Raw genomic sequence first — 4090 nt, forward strand, 5'->3', positions numbered from 1 at the left:
GCGGGACGCGTGTGGGGTGCCGGAAGAAGAAGGCGCTGGCGCCGGCGAGGGCGAGCGCGGGCCGGGAAATCCACCGTCGGCGGCGGCCGGCGACGGCGATCGCCGCCGGGCCGAACACAAACGGCAACCCCTTCGGGTGAATGGGCGGCACCGTTTCGCTGATGAGGTCGATCAGGTGGGCAGGTCCGGTGCGATCACCGGGCTGGGCGGGTCGGCGTGCCACAGGTGAGCCTCAGTTCTCGACGGCGCGTTTGATTTTGCCGAGGGACTCGCGCATCCCGGCGGCCAGTTCGGTTTCGAAGGCGTCGTTGCCGCCGAAGGCTTTGTCCACCAGGAATGACGACAGCGCAGTGGTCTTGCCGCCGGGCGCAGTGCGGCTCTGCGTGACGGTGACGCCGTCGCCGGTCTCAGTGATTCGGTAGGCCCACACGGTGGTGTTCTCGGCAATCTTCCAGGCGATCTCGCGGTTCGTCTCAAAGACGACGACTTTGGCTCGCGTGGGCCAGAGCAGCGGACCGCGACGATTGATGTTGAGGGTGCGGGTGCCCGGTTTCACCGGCCCGCCGAAGATGAACATCTTCTTGCATTGTGGGCTCCACTCGCCCATCCGTGCCAGGTCGGAGACCACTGACCAGACCTGCTCGGGGGTGCCAGCTATCTCGATGGACTCTTCGATGAGGGGTGCAGGCACGGGTAGCTCCTTCGGTCACCGGCGTCGGGACGCCGGGATACATATTGGCCCCAAACGATAGGCGAACGCGGCCACTCGGAGCCAGGTGGGGCGCGACTGCCGGTCCTAACCGAGGGCGGCCGATACGAAGAAGCCGAGTGCGACGAAGGTGGCCGCGTTCACCCAGACCGCTGGGTGCAGCTGACCCTTCGACTCGGTGGTTTCGGTGTCCCGGCCTAGCAGCACGGCACCGAGCCGACCGGGCGTAAGCAGGTCGATCAGGACGAACGAGAACATCATCAGGGCGACGGACACGAGGCCGTAGAGGACGGTGTAAAGCACTCCGCGCCACAACTCGAGTCCGATGCTCGCGTTAATGGCTGCGGTGAGCGCGACGGTCAGGCCGATGACTTGTGCGACGGCGAGGACCGCAGCGGTGCGGCTGTTGTCCCGCCAGACCAGCGAACGCAGGCTGCCCGGGGTCACTAAGTCCAGTCCGGCAAATCCGATGATCAGCACGGCGAGAGACACCAGCCCGTATGAGGTGAGTTCGGCGAGGTTGTCACGCAACAGGGTCAGCGAATCCATGCGCTCACTGTAGCGGCGCGCATCGGGTTTTCCGGCGAATCCCGGCCACCAACGTCACGTCGGCGAATGCGCGCGGCGAGGGCGGTCGGGTCGGTGCGGTGCCGGTTCGGGAAGCGGAGTCAGCCCGCGCTGACCATGTCCCAGTCGCCCAGGCGTGCGGACAGGAAAGCCAGGTGCGCATCGGCATCGCCGAGCGTATGGCTGATGGCGGTCAGTCGGCTTAGGTAGTGGCCGATCGGGTATTCGGCTGTGACGCCGATGCCGCCGTGCATCTGCACCGACTCCTGGCCGATGAGGCGTCCGGAGCGGCAGATCTGCAGTTTGGCGCGCGAGCCGGTGACGGCGTCGGCGCTGCCGTCGGCGAGCGCTGCGGTGAGGTAGACGTGCATGCTGCTCGCCAGTTCCAGTGCCGCGTACATGTCGGCGGCGCGGTGGGTGAGTGCCTGGAAGGTGGCCAGCGGTACGCCGAACTGCTTGCGCGCCTTGAGGTAGTCGACAGTCATCGCGAGCGACTTGGTCATTGCGCCGACCGCCTCCGCGCACAGGGCCGCCTGCTCGACGAGCTGCACACCCTCGATGATCGCGGTGGCATCGTCGTCGCCGACCCGGGTGGCCGCGGCATCGGTGAACACGACCTTCGCGCCGCGGCGACGATCATGCGTGCGATAGGCGGTCCGTTCCACTCCCGCGGCGTCGGCCTCCACGACGTACAGGCCGACGGTGCCGTCGGCGTTCCGCGCAGACACGACCAAGACGTCTGCGCAGTCGCCGTGCGCGACGAGTGTCTTGGTGCCGTTCAGGACCGCGTCGTCGGAGGCGGTGGTGCCGACCGCGAAGTGCGGCCAGCGATCGCCGGCTTCCAGGTGTGCGAACGCGGCCAGCCGCTCGCCCTGCGCCAGGGGGGCCAGGAACGCGGACTTGGTGGCGGCGTCGGCGCCGGAGCGTTCGACAAGCAGGCCCGGTACGACGACCGAGTCCAAGAACGGTTCGGGTGCCAGGGTGGCACCGAACTCGCCAAGCACGGCGGAGAGTTCCTCCACGCCGGCACCCATGCCGCCGTGTGCCTCGTCGAAGAGGAGGCCGAGGATGCCGATCTCGGCGAGCGAGGTCCATACCTCGCGGCTCCAGCCCAGCTCAGTGTCGGTGACGGCGCGGAGAGTCTCGATGTCGTAGGTGCGGCCGAGTGCCTCGCGCGCGGTGTCGCGGAGCATGGCTTGTTCGTCGGAAAGCTCGAAATCCATGATGTGTGTCCTTAATGCAGGTGTGTCCGAAGGCTCAGAGCCCGAGGACGGCCTTGTCGATGATCTGGCGCTGCACCTCGGAGGAGCCGCCGTAGATCGAGACCTTGCGGTAGTTGAGGTACTGGGGGACGGGGCCGTCGGTGCGGAGCGATTCTGGTCCGGCCAGATCGGACAGCAGTTCCAGTGCGTCCTGCTGCAGTTGGCTGCCGCGTAGCTTCAGTAGGGACGAGGCCGGGTTGGGCTTGCCGCCGGCCGACGATGCCACGACGCGCAGCTGGGTCACCTCCAGGGCCAGCAGATCGTTCTCCAGTCCGGCCAGGCGGGCGGCGAAGAGCGGGTCGTCGAGCAGGGTGCCGCCGCTGGCTGCCGGGGTCGCTGCGGCCAGTCGCTTGGCCTCGGCGAGCTTGGTCTTGGTCCAGCCCACGCGGGCGATGCCCGAGCGTTCGTTGCCGAGCAGGAACTTGGCGATGGTCCAGCCTTGGTTCTCCGCGCCGACGAGATTGGCGACCGGGATGCGGACGTCGTTGAAGAAGACCTCATTGACCTCGTGGCCGCCGTCGATGGTCTCGATGGGGCGCAGTTCGACGCCGGGGGTGTCCATCGGGAAGAGGACGAAGCTGATACCGGCTTGCTTCTTGACGTCTGGATCGGTGCGGACGAGGCAGAAGATCCAGTCAGCGAACTGTCCGAGGGTGGTCCACGTCTTTTGGCCGTTGATCACGTACTCGTCGCCGTCGCGCACCGCGCGGGTCTTGAGTGCGGCCAGGTCGCTGCCGGCTTCCGGCTCGGAGAAGCCCTGGCACCACCAGATGTCGAGGTTGGCGGTCGCCGGAAGGAACTTCTCCTTCTGCTCTGGCGTGCCGAAGTGGGCGATCACCGGGCCCACCATGCCAGCGTTGAACGGGAGGAAGTCGGGGATGAAGTTCAGTGCCATCTCCTCGCCGAAGATGTGGTGCTGCACCGCTGTCCAGTCTTTGCCGCCCCATTCGGTAGGCCAGTGCGTGACGGCCAGACCGCACTCATTCAGGGCGCGGGTGGTGGCGATGATGTCGTCGGGATAGTTCAGCGTGCCGGCAGCGTTGCGCTGGCGGACCTCCTCGGGGACGGCCTGCCGCAGGGTGTTCCGGATGTCCTCGCGGAAGGCTTCTTCTTCGGGAGTGAATCGAAGTTGCATACGTACTTCCTACCTGATCAAGCGCTTAGTAAATAATCGACTTCGGTACGTTGTGAGTTATGAAACACGTTCACGCGTTCGCCGGTGACGTCCTCGGTGATCTCGACGGTGTCGGGATGGCCCGCGCCATCGCCGCCGGGGAGTTCACGGCGACCGAGGCGACCGAGGCGGCCATCGCCCGGCTCGATGCGGTGAATGACCAGTTGGCTGCGGTCGCCTACGACGATCGCGAGCGGGCGCGGGCCCGGGCCGATTCGAGTACCTTCGCCGGAGTCTTTGCCGGGGTGCCCTCGCTGATCAAGAACAACACTGCCTTCGCCGGGTTGCCGACGCGGCAGGGTTCGGCAGCAGTCTCCGACCGACCCGCGCAGGCGAACGAGCCGTTCACCGAAGAGTTCCTCGGCACCGGCGTTAACG

At 66.8% G+C, this 4090-nt stretch carries 5 protein-coding genes and 1 pseudogene; 1 reads left to right on the plus strand and 5 read right to left on the minus strand.

Features of this window, described 5'->3' with window-relative positions:
- From WAW85_RS08065 to WAW85_RS08085, 5 genes and pseudogenes are all read right to left on the minus strand, one after another.
- Positions 1-223, minus strand: a pseudogene (locus WAW85_RS08065) (phosphatidylserine decarboxylase family protein); the annotation flags it as partial.
- A gap of 9 nt (positions 224-232) precedes the next feature.
- Positions 233-691, minus strand: coding sequence for an SRPBCC family protein (locus tag WAW85_RS08070; RefSeq protein ID WP_422559105.1), 459 nt, complete (start codon positions 689-691; stop codon positions 233-235).
- A 105-nt stretch (positions 692-796) separates the two neighbouring features.
- A complete protein-coding gene (locus WAW85_RS08075) occupies positions 797-1249 on the minus strand; it encodes a DUF350 domain-containing protein (RefSeq protein WP_422559109.1) in 453 nt (150 codons plus the stop codon).
- A 128-nt stretch (positions 1250-1377) separates the two neighbouring features.
- Complete coding sequence (locus tag WAW85_RS08080; RefSeq protein WP_422559106.1) at positions 1378-2499, minus strand: acyl-CoA dehydrogenase family protein; 1122 nt, start codon at positions 2497-2499, stop codon at positions 1378-1380.
- Positions 2500-2533: 34 nt separating this feature from the next.
- Entirely contained in the window at positions 2534-3673 is a 1140-nt protein-coding gene (locus tag WAW85_RS08085; protein ID WP_422559107.1) for an acyl-CoA dehydrogenase family protein, read from the minus strand.
- A 59-nt stretch (positions 3674-3732) separates the two neighbouring features.
- Here WAW85_RS08085 and WAW85_RS08090 point away from each other — a divergent pair.
- Positions 3733-4090 (plus strand): amidase family protein (locus WAW85_RS08090; protein WP_422559108.1); only part of this gene is annotated, 358 nt, incomplete at its 3' end.

Source organism: Gordonia sp. (in: high G+C Gram-positive bacteria), assembly GCF_049299075.1.
GTDB lineage: Bacteria > Actinomycetota > Actinomycetes > Mycobacteriales > Mycobacteriaceae > Gordonia.